The sequence below is a fragment of the Streptomyces spirodelae genome (genome assembly GCF_017676385.1).
In the GTDB taxonomy this organism is placed as follows: domain Bacteria; phylum Actinomycetota; class Actinomycetes; order Streptomycetales; family Streptomycetaceae; genus Streptomyces; species Streptomyces spirodelae.
This window is the reverse complement of record NZ_JAFFZN010000044.1, coordinates 1-12820: the sequence shown is the minus strand read 5'-3', so window position 1 is coordinate 12820 and position 12820 is coordinate 1. Positions and strand designations below refer to the sequence as shown.

Genomic DNA, 12820 nt, shown 5'->3' with positions numbered 1-12820 from the left:
GGTGTCGGCTCCGTTGCTGTCCGCACCTTCGCAGCCCACCAGAACCCGACGCCCACCATGACAGCCAACCAGAGCACGGACGGCCAACACGTGAACGCCACGGCCGGCGACGCTGCGAACGGTCAGTCCGCCGAGCGTTTCGCCGACTACAGTGACCCGCACTACGACCCCAACTACGGCGAACTGCCCGAGGGTCACTTCTACGACCCGGACGCGGAGTACGAACCCGATCCGGAGTACGCGGCCACGCTCGCACCCGACGCCGCGCGCCAGCGCCGTGAGCGCATCGGCCCCACCGGGCGCCCGCTGCCGTACTTCCCGATCCCGGGCCCGGTGAACGAACACGGCCCGGCCAAGATCATCGCGATGTGCAACCAGAAGGGCGGCGTCGGCAAGACGACGTCGACCATCAATCTGGGAGCGGCCCTCGCCGAATACGGACGCCGTGTACTGCTCGTCGACTTCGACCCGCAGGGCGCGCTCTCGGTCGGCCTCGGTGTCAACCCCATGGAGCTGGACCTGACGGTCTACAACCTCCTGATGGAGCGCGGCCTGGCACCCGACGAGGTGCTGCTGAAGACCGCGGTGGCCGGGATGGACCTGCTGCCCAGCAATATCGACCTGTCGGCAGCCGAGGTGCAGCTCGTCAGCGAGGTGGCCCGGGAGTCGACACTCCAGCGCGCGCTGGGCCCGCTGCTCAACGACTACGACTTCATCGTCATCGACTGCCAGCCCTCGCTCGGCCTGCTCACCGTCAACGCGCTCACCGCGGCGCACAAGGTGATCGTGCCGCTGGAGTGCGAGTTCTTCGCGCTGCGCGGCGTCGCGCTGCTCACCGAGACGATCGAGAAGGTGCAGGAGCGGCTCAACCCCGAACTGGAGCTGGACGGCATTCTGGCGACGATGTACGACTCGCGGACCGTGCACAGCCGCGAGGTGCTCGCCCGGGTCGTGGAGGCGTTCGACGACAACGTCTACCACACCGTCATCGGGCGCACCGTCCGCTTCCCCGAGACCACCGTCGCGGGCGAGCCGATCACCACCTACGCCTCCAACTCCGTCGGTGCCGCCGCCTATCGCCAGCTCGCCAGGGAGGTGCTCGCCCGGTGCCACGCCGAGTGAGTCTCCCGGCAGCCGACGAATTGTTCCGTACGACCGGCGGTGCCGCCGTACAGCCCTCGGCGCCGCAACAGGAGCCGTCCGCACAGGCCGGCCAGACCAACGGGGAGACCCCGCAGCCGGGCCCGGCGCCGGCCGCGCCGTCCCCGGGACCCAAGGTGCCCGCTCCCGCCTCCGAGCCTGATCCGGAGGCCGGCACGGACGGACAGGCGGTGGCGGCCGAGACCGGTGAACTCGGCGGTGAGCCGGTGAGCGGCGGCCGTCGTACTGTCCGCGGGACGCGTGGCGGAGCCAAGACGGACGAGCAGCGCGCCGCCGCTCCGCCCCAACAGGCCGTTCCCGCACCGGCCGAACGGGCCGGCCGACGCGGTGGTGCGGCCAAGGGCCGCCAGGCGACAGGCGCTTCGGCGTCGGCCGCCTCGTCCTCCGCAGCGCCGGCACCTGCCGCCTCCCGCCGCGGCCGGGCTGCCCGCCGCCCCAGCGGACGCGAACGGCACGACGAGAAGATCACGGTTTATGTCTCGGCCGAGGAGCTGATGGACCTCGAGCACGCCCGGCTCGTGCTGCGCGGCGAACACGGACTCGCCGTCGACCGCGGCCGGATCGTGCGCGAGGCCGTCGCCGTCGTGCTGGCCGATCTCGAATCGCGAGGAGACGCGAGCATTCTCGTACGGCGGTTGCGCGGGCGCTGACCTGCTTGCCAGTACGCTGCCTGCGATGCCCACTCCTGACGACGCACTCCGCAGCCGGGGCTCCCGCCGACCGCTGGGGCGGGGGCCCGGAGCGGCGTACGAGTCGGAACCGGAGCCCCTGGCAGCGGCGCCCGCCGCACCTGCCCAGGCACCCCCACCGGCCGTCCCGGCCCCCGTGCCGGAACAGCCGGCGGCCGAACCGGAACAGGCCGCCGCCCAGCCGGATGAGCCTGCGGCCGAACCGGAACAGGCCGCCGCCCATCCGGTGCCCGAGGAACCGGCGAAGGAGCGCGAGGACGAGCCCGACGACGGCCGCTTCCGGGTCGTGCTCGACAACTTCGAGGGCCCCTTCGACCTGTTGCTCCAGCTGATCTCCAAGCACAAGCTGGACGTCACCGAAGTCGCCCTCTCCAAGGTCACGGACGAGTTCATGGCCCACATCCGGGCCATGGGCCCGGAGTGGGATCTCGACCAGACCACCGAGTTCCTCGTCGTCGCAGCAACCCTGCTCGACCTCAAGGCCGCGCGGCTGCTGCCCCAGGCCGAGGTGGAGGACGAGGCGGACCTGGCACTGCTGGAGGCCAGGGACCTGCTCTTCGCACGGCTCCTCCAGTACCGCGCCTACAAGGAGATCGCCGGCATCTTCGCTGCCCGGCTGGACGAGGAGGCCCGGCGCCACCCCCGTACCGTGGGCCTGGAACCGCACCACGCGGAGCTGCTGCCCGAAGTGGCGCTCAGCGTCGGCCCCGAGGGGTTCGCCAAGCTGGCCGTCAAGGCGATGCGGCCCAAGCCCAGACCGCAGGTGTACGTCGAGCACATCCACGCTCCGCTCGTCAGCGTCCGCGAACAGGCCGAAGTGGTCGTCGCCCGGCTGCGGGAGCGGGGTGAGGCCAGCTTCCAGGAGCTGACCGAGGACGCCCCCGACACCCTCACCGTGGTCGCGCGCTTCCTCGCGCTGCTGGAGCTGTACCGGGAGCGGGCGGTCGCGCTGGAGCAGGACGAGGCGCTGGGCGCGCTCCTCGTCAGATGGAGCGGCACGGCGGACACCGAGCCGCTGGTGACCGACGAGTTCGACCAGGAGCCAGGGGAGCGCAAGGATGACTGAGACCACCCGGACCGACGAGAGGTCCGAGAGCTACGAGGTGCAGGAAGCCGTCGCCGAGGCTGCCCGCGACCAGGCGGACCCGGAGCCCGCCGGAGCCCTGGAGGCCGCACAGCTGCCGCTCAAGCCCGCGCTGGAGGCCGTCCTGATGGTCGTGGACGAGCCCGCCACCCCCGAGCACCTGGCCAAGGTCCTCCAGCGGCGCCCCCGTGAGGTCTCCGACGCGCTGCGTGAGCTCGCCGACGAATACACCACACAGGGCCGCGGCTTCGAACTGCGCCTGGTCGCGGGCGGTTGGCGCTTCTACACACGCGGTGACTACGCGGACGCGGTCGAGCGCTTCGTCCTCGACGGGCAGCAGGCCCGGCTGACCCAGGCCGCGCTGGAGACGCTCGCCGTCGTCGCCTACCGGCAGCCGGTCAGCCGCTCCAGGGTCTCCGCCGTACGCGGAGTGAACTGCGACGGCGTGATGCGCACCCTCCTCCAGCGGGGTCTGCTGGAGGAGGCGGGCACGGAACCCGAAACAGGTGCGATCCTTTACAGGACGACGCATTACTTTCTGGAGCGGATGGGCCTGCGCGGCCTGGACGAGCTTCCGGAGCTGGCGCCCTTCCTTCCGGAAGCGGAGGCCGTGGAGGGGGAGACCCAGGAAGGTATGCCGTCGTTCGACGTAGACGATCCTTCCCCCGACTCCCAGACGGAACATTGATGCGAAGCAGCGGCAGGAACACCGGCGGAAACCGAGGCGGCAAGCAGGGCGGCGCGGGACGCGCCGGCCAGGGGGGCCGGCCCGGGCAAGGCGGCCAGCGCGGTCAGGGCGCCCCCCGAGGCCAGGGCGCGCCCCGCGGCGAGCGGGGCCAGGGCGGCGGGCAGCGAGGGCGGCAGCAGTCCTCGGGCTCCCGGCCGCTCCGCCCCGAGGAGCGCCGCTACACCCAGGGCGGCGGCCAGCCCGGCGGCGGAAAGCCCGCGAGCGGAAAGCCCGCGAGCGGAAAGCCCGCGAGCGGAAAGCCCGCGAGCGGAAAGCCGGCAGGCAAGCCCGGCGCTCCCAAGGCCGGTGCCCCGAAGGCCGGCGGTCCCCGGCCCGGTGCCCCGAAGGGCACCGGCGGCAAGCCCGGCGGCGCCAAGAGCAACGTCCGCAAGGACGTGACCAAGAGCGGCGCACCCAAGGCACGCGCCCGCAAGGTCTCCGCGCCCGCGCGCCCCCGCGAGTACGAGGCCAAGATCGAGGAGCGCAACCGGGCCCGCCACAGCAAGCCCCCGGTCAAGCTCCCCAAGACCTTCGGCGAGCAGGAGGGCGAGCGCCTGCAGAAGGTGCTGGCCCGCGCGGGCATGGGCTCTCGGCGCGCCTGCGAGGAGCTCGTCGAGCAGGCCAGGGTCGAGGTCAACGGCGAGATCGTCCGCGAGCAGGGCCTGCGCGTCGACCCCGCCAAGGACGAGATCAAGGTCGACGGGCTGACCATCGCGACCCAGTCCTACATCTTCTTCGCCCTCAACAAGCCCGCCGGGGTCGTCGCCTCCATGGAGGACCCCGAGGGCCGCCAGTGCCTGGGCGACTACGTACAGAACCGGGAGACCCGGCTCTTCCACGTGGGCCGCCTCGACACCGAGACGGAGGGGATCATCCTGCTCACCAACCACGGTGAGCTGGCCCACCGCCTCACCCACCCCCGCTACGGCGTCACCAAGACCTACCTTGCCGCGATCCAGGGCCCCCTGCCCCGGGACCTGGGCAAGCAGCTGAAGGCCGGTATCCGGCTGGACGACGGCTATGCGCGGGCCGACCACTTCAAGGTCGTCGAGAACACCGGCAAGAACTACCTCGTGGAGGTTTCCCTCCACGAGGGCCGCAAGCACATTGTGCGGCGCATGCTGGCCGAGGCGGGTTTTCCGGTGGACAAGCTGGTGCGGACCCGTTTCGGGCCCATCGCCCTTGGTGACCAGAAGTCCGGATGGCTCCGGCGCCTCACCAACACCGAAGTCGGCATGCTCATGAAAGAGGTCGACCTCTGATGGCTGAGGGCTCAGCTCTCTGACCCTCTTCCACGTTGGGGGGCTTTCGCCCCCCAACCCCCCGGGTCCCCCCCCGACACGACCTGTCGGCGGCAGCCGAAGCAACAAACGGGGCGTGCGTCCACAAGCGGGGGCACCAATGGAAGGGGTCTCAGGACCAGAGGGCCAACTCGACGGCCCTCCCTTCCGCATCGCGCCGAACCTCCAGCATCCCAGCCACCGCGGACCGGTTCACCCGCCCACGAATGCGCGGCTCCGGCTCCCAGTACACCCGTGCGTCCAGGCGCCGCTCGTCGATCATGAGTGCCATCACAGGACCGACGGCATCCCGGAAATGGGAATCGGCGACGGCAAGCGCCCGTGCCTCGTCGTCCGTACACGGAATGAACCCGTCCTCGGCCAGCGCGCGCGGCGCGTAAGGGCGGTCCGGGGCGAGCAACCAGTCGTCGAGCGGGACCACGTGGAAGAGCATGCTTCACTTGTACCGTCTCAGTGGGCGGGCAGCCCGGACATCCGCGCGTGGGCGTATCTAGCCTGACCCGGCCAGGTACCGGTCCAGGGGAGGAGCGGCGGTGTCCGAACATGCCACAGGTTCCAAACGGGCGGTACGTGCGGTGCGCGGTGCCGTCCAGCTCGACCGGGACGAGGCCGAACACATGGCCGAACGGGTGGGCGAGCTGCTGACCACGGTGCTGGAACGGAACAACCTCTCCGCCGAGGACCTCATCAGCATCTGGTTCACCGCCACCCCGGACCTGCACAGCGACTTCCCGGCGGCCGCGGCCCGCAAGCTGGGCCTCGTGGACGTGCCCCTGATCTGCGCGCAGGAGCTGGAGGTCGAGGGTGCGATGCCCCGCGTGGTCCGTATCCTGGCTCACACGGAGACCACGCTGCCCAGGTCGGAGATCTCTCACGTCTACCTCGGGGCGGCCGCGGCACTCCGCAAGGACATCGCTCAGTAGGGACATCCCTCAGCAACGCGTAAGGACATCCCCCGGCAATGCGCACCGCCCTCGTGCTCGGCACGGGACTCATCGGCACCTCGGCCGCGCTGGCCCTCTCCGCGCGGGGAGTGAAGGTGCACCTCAGCGACCGGGACCCGGAGCGGGCCCGGACGGCCGCCGCGCTGGGCGCCGGGACGGAGGGGGAGCCGGCGCCGGGCTCCCCCGTCGACCTGGCGATCGTGGCCGTACCCCCCGCTCACCTGGCGTCGGCCGTGGCCGACGTACAGCGGCGGGGGCTGGCCCGCGGGGTGATCGATGTGGGCAGCGTCAAGGGCGGTCCGCGGCGGGAGCTGGTCGAGCTGGGCGGCGATCTGACGACCTACCTGGGCAGCCACCCGATGTCGGGCCGTGAGCAGTCGGGGCCGCTCGCGGCGACGGCCGACCTGTTCGAGGGGCGGCCGTGGGTACTCACCCCCACCCAGGGCACGGACACGGCGCCGGGCACCGACACGGAGGTGCTCAACCTCGCGCTGGAGCTGATCGCGCTGTGCGGCGCTGTGCCGGTGGTGATGGACGCCGACGCGCACGACCGGGCTGTTGCGCTGGTCTCGCACACTCCGCAGCTGCTCTCCTCCCTGGTGGCCGCGCGGCTGGAGGAGGCCGCCGAGACGGATGTGCGGCTGTGCGGCCAGGGCATCCGGGACGTCACCAGGGTCGCGGGGTCCGACCCGGCGATGTGGGTGGACATCCTGTCCGCCAACCCGGGCCCGGTGGCCGACATCCTGGCCGAGGTGGCCACGGATCTCCAGGCGGCGGTCCGGGCGCTGCGCGAGCTGGACTCGGCCGACGAGGCCAAGCGGGCCGGTGGCGCCGCTGACGTCGAGGCGCTGCTGCGCCGTGGCAACGCGGGGCGGGCCCGGGTGCCGGGCAAGCACGGCCAGGCGCCGGCCACGTACGAGACGGTGACGGTGCTGATCAGCGACCGTCCCGGGCAGCTCGCCAGGATCTTCGCCGACGCCGGGTCCGTGGGCGTCAACATCGAGGACGTCCGTATCGAGCACGCGACCGGACAGCAGGCCGGCCGTATGCAGCTGATGGTGGAGCCGGGCGCGGTACCGGTGCTGGAGCAGGTGCTGCGGGAACGGGGCTGGTCCCTCCGGCAGTGAGGGCAGTGCCCCGGCGGTGAGGGCAGTGGCCCCGCAGTGGAAGCAGTGCCCCGCATGTCAGGGCAGCGGCCCGGACGCGCGGCCCGGCGCGTCCATGGCAGCCGGTAGCCTTGTGCGAGGACCCAGGCCCGTCCTGCACGGGGACCAGGACCGGTCCCCGTCCGTCCGTGCGCCGCGTGCGCCGAGCCTCAGACCCACGAAAGGTGCTCACAACCGTGTCTGCAACCCCGGCAGCGTCTTCAGCGTCTTCGGTGATTGTCGCCATCGACGGCCCCTCCGGCACGGGCAAGTCGAGCACCTCCAAGGCCGTCGCGGCGCAGCTGGGGCTGAGCTACCTCGACACCGGCGCGCAGTACCGGGCGATCACCTGGTGGATGCTGAACAACGGCGTGGACGTGGCCGACCCCGACGCGATCGCGGCCGCCGCCGGCAAGCCCAGCATCGTCTCGGGCACCGACCCGCTGGCCCCGGCGATCTCCGCCGACGGCGTGGACGCCTCGGGCCCGATCCGTACCCAGGAGGTCACCGCGGCGGTGAGCGCCGTCAGCGCGGTGCCCGAGGTGCGGGAGCGGATCACCGAGCTGCAGCGGACCATCGCTGCCGAGGCGCGCGGCGGCATCGTCGTCGAGGGCCGGGACATCGGCACCACGGTGCTGCCCGACGCGGACCTGAAGGTCTTCCTGACCGCTTCGCCCGAGGCCAGGGCCGCACGCCGGAACGGCGAGCTGAAGGCCGCCGACGGCAAGCCCGTCAGCGACCTGGCCGCCACCCAGCAGGCGCTGACCGCGCGGGACAAGGCGGACTCCAGCCGTAAGACCTCGCCCCTGAAGAAGGCCGACGACGCCGTCGAGGTGGACACCACCGAGCTGACCCTGGAGCAGGTCGTCGAGTGCGTCGTCACCCTGGTGGAGAAGGCGGCCGCGGGCAAGGCGGGGTCCGCGCAGAACGCGACAGGCATGGAGAAGGCGACAAGGTGACGGCGAGCGACCCGGCCGGGGGCGGAGCGCCCAGCGAGCGCGGCGCCGCTGTCGGCCGCCGGATCGGCATCGGGCTGATGTACTCGCTGTGGCGGCCCAGGGTGCTGGGCGCCTGGCGGGTGCCGCCGACGGGTCCGGTGATCCTGGCGGTCAACCACGCGCACAACATCGACGGACCCATGCTGATGGGCACGGCGCCCCGGCCGGTGCACTTCCTGATCAAGAAAGAGGCGTTCGTCGGGCCGCTCGACAGGTTCCTGCACGGTATCGGCCAGCTCGAGGTGGACCGCAGCGCCGCCGACCGCACCGCCATAACCAGGGCGCTGGCGGTGCTGGAGGCCGGTGGGGTGCTGGGTATCTTCCCGGAGGGCACCAGGGGAGAGGGCGACTTCGCGGCGCTGCGCGGTGGGCTCGCCTACTTCGCGCTGCGCTCCGGCGCGCCCGTGGTCCCGGTCGCGGTGCTGGGCAGCGCGGACCGCCCGGGCCGGGTGATACGGGCCCTGCCGCCGCTGCGCAGCCGGGTCGACGTGGTGTTCGGTGATCCGTTCACCGTGGGCGACGGCTCAGGGCGCCGGACGCGGACGGCGCTGGACGAGGCCACCGTACGGCTTCAGGAGCGGCTCGCCGGGCACCTGACCGAGGCCAGGCGGTTCACCGGCCGCTGACCCGCAGATCCGCAACCTGAGCCGCGGCACCGGCAGCAGCTCAAGCAGACCCCGCTGAACGACGAGGACGAGACGTCATGAACGACCAGATGCACCCCGCCGACGACGGCACCGAGCCGGTACACGGTGAGCTGGGTGACGCCGAGTTCGCCGAGTTCATGGAGCTCGCCGCCGAGGAGGGCTTCGACCAGGAGGAGGTCGAGGTCGCGCTCGGCGAGGCGGGGCACGGGCCGCTGCCCGTCCTCGCCGTCGTCGGCCGCCCGAATGTCGGCAAGTCGACGCTGGTGAACCGGATCATCGGCCGCCGTGAGGCCGTGGTGGAGGACCGCCCGGGAGTCACCAGGGACCGGGTCACCTATGAGGCCGAGTGGGCGGGCCGCCGCTTCAAGGTGGTGGACACCGGTGGCTGGGAGCAGGACGTGCTGGGCATCGACGCCTCCGTCGCCGCGCAGGCCGAGTTCGCCGTCGAGGCAGCCGACGCCGTGGTGTTCGTGGTGGACGCCATGGTGGGGGCCACCGACACCGACGAGGCCGTCGTCAAGCTGCTGCGCCGGGCCGGCAAGCCCGTGGTGCTGTGTGCCAACAAGGTCGACGGCCCCTCGGGCGAGGCGGACGCCGCGTATCTGTGGTCGCTGGGGCTGGGCGAGCCGTACCCGGTCTCGGCGCTGCACGGCCGGGGTACGGGCGACATGTTGGACGAGGTGCTCAAGGCACTGCCCAGCGCGCCCCAGCAGACCTTCGGAGGCACCCCGCTGGGCGGGCCGCGCCGGGTCGCGCTGATCGGCCGCCCCAACGTCGGCAAGTCCTCGCTGCTGAACAAGGTGGCGGGCGAGGAGCGCGTCGTCGTCAACGAGCAGGCGGGCACCACCCGTGACCCGGTGGACGAGCTGATCGAACTCGGCGGCAAGACCTGGAAGTTCGTCGACACCGCGGGCATCAGGCGGCGGGTCCACATGACCGAGGGCGCCGACTACTACGCCTCGCTGCGCACCGCTGCCGCGCTGGAGAAGGCGGAGGTCGCGGTCGTACTGATCGACGTCAGCGAGTCGATCAGCGTGCAGGACCTGCGCATCATCACCATGGCCGTGGAGTCGGGCCGGGCCGTGGTGCTGGCGTACAACAAGTGGGACACCCTGGACGAGGAGCGCCGTTACTACCTGGAGCGGGAGATCGAGCAGGAGCTCGTCCAGGTGCGCTGGGCGCCCAGGGTCAACGTCTCGGCACGTACGGGCCGCCATGTGGAGAAGCTGGTGCCGGCGATCGAGACGGCGCTGGCCAGCTGGGAGACCCGGGTTCCCACAGGCAAGCTGAACGCCTTCCTGGGCGAGATCGTCGCCTCGCACCCGCACCCGGTGCGCGGCGGCAAGCAGCCCCGCATCCTCTTCGGCACCCAGGCGGGCACCAGGCCGCCGCGCTTCGTGCTGTTCGCCTCCGGCTTCCTGGAGGCCGGCTACCGCCGGTTCGTGGAGCGGCGGCTGCGTGAGGAGTTCGGCTTCGAAGGGACGCCGGTGCAGATCTCGGTGCGGGTGCGCGAGAAGCGCGGCCGCAAGAAGTAGCCACAGGGCCTGGGCTGCGTCGGTGGCGGGGGCCCACGCCCCCCGCCCCGCGCTGCTCCTGTCCGCACCGCCCCGGCCCGCGCCCGCCCGGCCGCGGCGGCGCGGCCGGGCTCAGTGCGGGTGGCCGTGGCGGGGGGCCGGGGGCAGCGCGGGCAGGTGCCAGGAGGGGGTGTGCCAGGAGCCGGCAGACGTCTCCTGGTCGCCCCAGGAGCCCGTGCCCGTACCGTGCACCGTGCCGAACCCCTCGAACCGCAGCTCTTCCTCGCCCGTCCGGTCCCCGGGCAGCGCGCGGAAGAGTCTGCGGTACTCCGCGTACAGCGAGTCGTAGATGGGCGTGGACCCCTCCGGGGCCGCGCTGTGCGGCGTCCGCATCCGGGGAACAGCCGGGGCTCCGGATGCGGACACCGCGCGCCCGTGGCCGAGGTTCGGGTGGTGGGCTCGTAGAGGCTCGTATTGCTGCACGTCTGCCCAACGACCGTGCGGCGCCCCGGATGCGGGCTCGTGTGACGAATGACCGGATCGTACGGGTTGTCCCTGTCTTCTGCCGGCGTCGTTCCCCGCCGCCCCCTGGGTCCTGGCACGGTTCGGGTGCGGCGGCTGCGGGCGGCTCATGTACCCGTCAGCGGCATCGTTCCGGCGACCAGGGCACCGCTCGCCGCCGCCTTCTCCAGCGCCTCCCGCATCAGGTCCTCACGGGGCTGCTGGCCGATCGAACCGGCGGGTGCGGCGTAGACCACGACCGTGTGGTTCTTGGCCGCCGCCGTGCGCCAGCCCTCGGTGACGGCGAGCGGCTGGTGCGCCTGCCACCAGGGGACCGGCTGCCCGCCCGGGGTCGCGGGGGGCTGGAAGACGGCGTGCAGCCGGCCCATGGCCACCAGCACCGACCAGCCGGCCACCGGCGCGGGCAGCCGCCCGACCTCGGTGACGGGCATGAAGCCCTGCTCGATCAGCAGCGGCAGGAAGTCGTCGCCGGGACCGTCCGAACCCGGGCGCGCGATGGGTCCGGTGGGCTCGACGACCAGGGCCGGGTGCGGTGTGTCGTCGATGAGGACCTGGCCGCAGGTGACGCCCAGCACCGCCTGGCGCGCCCCGGACTCCGACGGTGCCGTGGCGGGCGGCGCTGCCGGTGACGGGACGCCGGGGGAGGGCGGCGCTGCCGCGGCGGACGGCGCGGGCTGCCCCGCGAGTGACGCGGCGGGCTGCGCGGCGGGTGGTGCGGTCTCGTTCGCGGTGATGGAGCGCACGGCGCCCTGGAGCTGGTCCTCGCTGACCGTCACCACCTGGGAGGGGATGCACGCGGCGTGGGCGAAGGCGAGGACGGCGGTCTCCTCGCCGACGAACAGCACGGTGCTGGTGCGCTCCTGGTTGGTGTTGCCCCGGGTGCGGCACGAGGTGCAGTCGTAGTCTCCTGGGTCGTTCTCTCCGGCGAGCAGCCTGTCGGCTTCTGCTTCACCGATCTCGGCGCGTACGGCGTCACTGACATCGAGCATGGGGGACACGGGAGCTCCTGGCGTTGGGTTCCGGTTCGCCTGGACAACGGGTGATCTGTGGTCACGGTCACGCGCGGGCGCCTGCGCGCGTCCCCTGTTCGTACGCAACCGGTCACATAGGAGACGGAAGGGTTCACACCCCGTCAATACCTGCCGTGGGCAGGGAGGTTCGACGGGTGAAGTGACTCACAAAAGAGGTGCCGGGCTGTCAACTATCGCCCGGATCATATGCATTTGTGGGGTGTCCTAAAACCGCTGTTATACCTGGTAACCGACGCATGGCCTGCAAAGACATGGTTCTGGTTGAAACTCGGGCGAGACGCTCCCTACATTCCACGGCGGTGCAACGAGCATCACCCGGGACAGGTGGAGCCGAGTGCGGGCGCCGGATGCGTCCACCAGCACTCGTCCACACGGGGGAGCAACGGGGATTCCCGGGTTCGTCGAGAGGGTTTGATTTGTCCAAGCGTCGTACAGCAGTGCTCACGGGCGCCGGTCTCGCCGCCCCGCTCGCCCTGCTCGCCGCCACGGCTCCGACGGCCTCGGCGGCGCCGAACGACGGAGTGTGGGACCGCATCGCCCAGTGCGAGAGCGGAGGGAACTGGCAGACCAACACAGGCAACGGCTACTACGGCGGCCTGCAGTTCTCGGCCGGCACCTGGCGGGCGTTCGGAGGCGGTGCCTACGCCTCCACCGCCGACAAGGCCAGCAAGGCGCAGCAGATCGCTGTCGCCACCAAGGTGCAGCAGGCTCAGGGCTGGGGCGCCTGGCCCAACTGCTCGGTCAAGGCCGGGGCCTCCGGCACGCCGCCGCAGGCTTCCCAGCCGGCCGCCGGGTCGCAGCAGTCCGGGCAGGGTGCCGGACAGCAGTCGGCGCCGCAGGCCGGGTCCCCGTCGGACGACCGCCCCGCCTCGCACCCCGACCGGGGCTCCGCACGCGGGGGTTCCGGCAACTACACCGTCAAGACCGGTGACACGCTCGGCTCGATCGCGGCAGCGCACGGGAAGGGCTGGAAGGACGTCTACCGCGCCAACAAGGACGTCATCGGTGGCGACCCCGATCTGATCCTCGTCGGGCAGAAGCTCAAGGTCTGAGCCGT

General features: G+C 72.0%; 14 protein-coding genes. 11 read left to right on the top strand and 3 right to left on the bottom strand.

Annotation, left to right across the window (positions count from 1 at the left end; translation table 11 throughout):
* Positions 1–57 precede the first annotated feature (57 nt).
* The 5 genes from JW592_RS31100 to JW592_RS31080 are packed head-to-tail and all read left to right on the top strand — an operon-like array spanning position 58 to position 4923.
* On the top strand, positions 58–1122 hold the full coding sequence (locus JW592_RS31100; protein ID WP_229377154.1) for a ParA family protein: 1065 nt from the start codon (positions 58–60) through the stop codon (positions 1120–1122).
* Entirely contained in the window at positions 1119–1811 is a 693-nt protein-coding gene (locus JW592_RS31095; RefSeq protein WP_209268621.1) for a hypothetical protein, read from the top strand. The genes JW592_RS31100 and JW592_RS31095 overlap by 4 nt, the downstream gene beginning before the upstream one ends.
* 25 nt (positions 1812–1836) lie before the next feature.
* On the top strand, positions 1837–2916 hold the full coding sequence (locus JW592_RS31090) for a segregation and condensation protein A (protein ID WP_209268620.1): 1080 nt from the start codon (positions 1837–1839) through the stop codon (positions 2914–2916).
* Complete coding sequence (gene scpB / locus JW592_RS31085; RefSeq protein WP_229377153.1) at positions 2909–3622, top strand: SMC-Scp complex subunit ScpB; 714 nt, start codon at positions 2909–2911, stop codon at positions 3620–3622. Before JW592_RS31090 ends, scpB begins: the two co-directional genes overlap by 8 nt.
* A complete protein-coding gene (locus JW592_RS31080; protein WP_209268619.1) occupies positions 3622–4923 on the top strand; it encodes a pseudouridine synthase in 1302 nt (433 codons plus the stop codon). Before scpB ends, JW592_RS31080 begins: the two co-directional genes overlap by 1 nt.
* Before the next feature lie 151 nt (positions 4924–5074).
* On the opposite strand, the gene JW592_RS31075 is transcribed toward JW592_RS31080, so the two are convergent.
* Complete coding sequence (locus JW592_RS31075) at positions 5075–5395, bottom strand: DUF952 domain-containing protein (RefSeq protein WP_209268618.1); 321 nt, start codon at positions 5393–5395, stop codon at positions 5075–5077.
* A 100-nt stretch (positions 5396–5495) separates the two neighbouring features.
* Between JW592_RS31075 and aroH the strand changes: the two genes are divergently transcribed.
* From aroH to der, 5 genes are all read left to right on the top strand, one after another.
* The gene (gene aroH, locus JW592_RS31070) at positions 5496–5885 is read left to right on the top strand and encodes a chorismate mutase (protein ID WP_209268617.1); all 390 of its coding nucleotides are present in this window, start codon (positions 5496–5498) and stop codon (positions 5883–5885) included.
* A 38-nt stretch (positions 5886–5923) separates the two neighbouring features.
* The gene (locus JW592_RS31065) at positions 5924–7033 is read left to right on the top strand and encodes a prephenate dehydrogenase (RefSeq protein WP_209268616.1); all 1110 of its coding nucleotides are present in this window, start codon (positions 5924–5926) and stop codon (positions 7031–7033) included.
* 251 nt (positions 7034–7284) lie between these two features.
* Positions 7285–8010, top strand: a complete 726-nt coding sequence (gene cmk / locus JW592_RS31060; RefSeq protein WP_209268615.1) for a (d)CMP kinase — start codon at positions 7285–7287, stop codon at positions 8008–8010.
* A complete protein-coding gene (locus JW592_RS31055) occupies positions 8007–8675 on the top strand; it encodes a lysophospholipid acyltransferase family protein (protein WP_209268614.1) in 669 nt (222 codons plus the stop codon). Before cmk ends, JW592_RS31055 begins: the two co-directional genes overlap by 4 nt.
* Before the next feature lie 77 nt (positions 8676–8752).
* Positions 8753–10231 carry a ribosome biogenesis GTPase Der gene (der, locus tag JW592_RS31050; protein ID WP_209268613.1) on the top strand — a complete coding sequence of 493 codons (1479 nt, stop codon included), beginning with the start codon at positions 8753–8755 and terminating at the stop codon, positions 10229–10231.
* Positions 10232–10342: 111 nt separating this feature from the next.
* Here der and JW592_RS31045 read toward each other — a convergent pair whose 3' ends face one another.
* Positions 10343–10603, bottom strand: a complete 261-nt coding sequence (locus JW592_RS31045; RefSeq protein WP_209268612.1) for a hypothetical protein — start codon at positions 10601–10603, stop codon at positions 10343–10345.
* 236 nt (positions 10604–10839) lie between these two features.
* Positions 10840–11730 (bottom strand): DUF8842 C-terminal domain-containing protein, encoded by an 891-nt coding sequence (locus JW592_RS31040; protein WP_504739940.1) that lies wholly within the window; start codon positions 11728–11730, stop codon positions 10840–10842.
* 449 nt (positions 11731–12179) lie between these two features.
* Between JW592_RS31040 and JW592_RS31035 the strand changes: the two genes are divergently transcribed.
* A complete protein-coding gene (locus JW592_RS31035) occupies positions 12180–12815 on the top strand; it encodes a LysM peptidoglycan-binding domain-containing protein (RefSeq protein WP_229377152.1) in 636 nt (211 codons plus the stop codon).
* The last annotated feature ends 5 nt before the right edge of the window (positions 12816–12820 follow it).